The 439-nt window shown below is 27.3% G+C and carries 1 pseudogene; it reads left to right on the top strand.

What is annotated here, in order from left to right:
- Nucleotides 1-439 (top strand): annotated as a pseudogene (locus KGF36_RS19910) (RNA-guided endonuclease TnpB family protein); the annotation flags it as partial.

Raw genomic sequence — 439 nt, 5'->3', positions numbered from 1 at the left:
TTATCCGATAGGATTAAAGCATATGAGGAAAACAAGGACTTAGATATTAAGAAAATAAAATATCCTACACCTGCACAGTACAAAAAGGAATATGAGTTCCTAAAAGAAGTTGATAGTTTAGCACTAGCAAATGAACAAATGAATTTAGATAAAGCCTACAAAAACTTTTTTAGAGATAAATCAGTAGGTTTTCCTAAATTCAAATCTAAGAAAATAAACTATCATAGTTATACTACTAACAACCAAAAAGGTACTGTAAGGATTGAAAATGGATATATAAAATTACCTAAACTAAAATCGATGGTTAGGATAAAACAACATAGAATGTTTGATGGAGAAATAAAGAGTTGTACTATATCGAGAACACCAGGTAATAGATATTATATTTCTATATTAGCAGAAACTGAAATAGAGAAACTAAAAACTATTGATAAGAAAA

The sequence above is a fragment of the Clostridioides sp. ZZV14-6009 genome (assembly GCF_020658095.1).
GTDB lineage: Bacteria > Bacillota > Clostridia > Peptostreptococcales > Peptostreptococcaceae > Clostridioides.
This window is presented reverse-complemented; position numbering and strand designations above follow the sequence as displayed.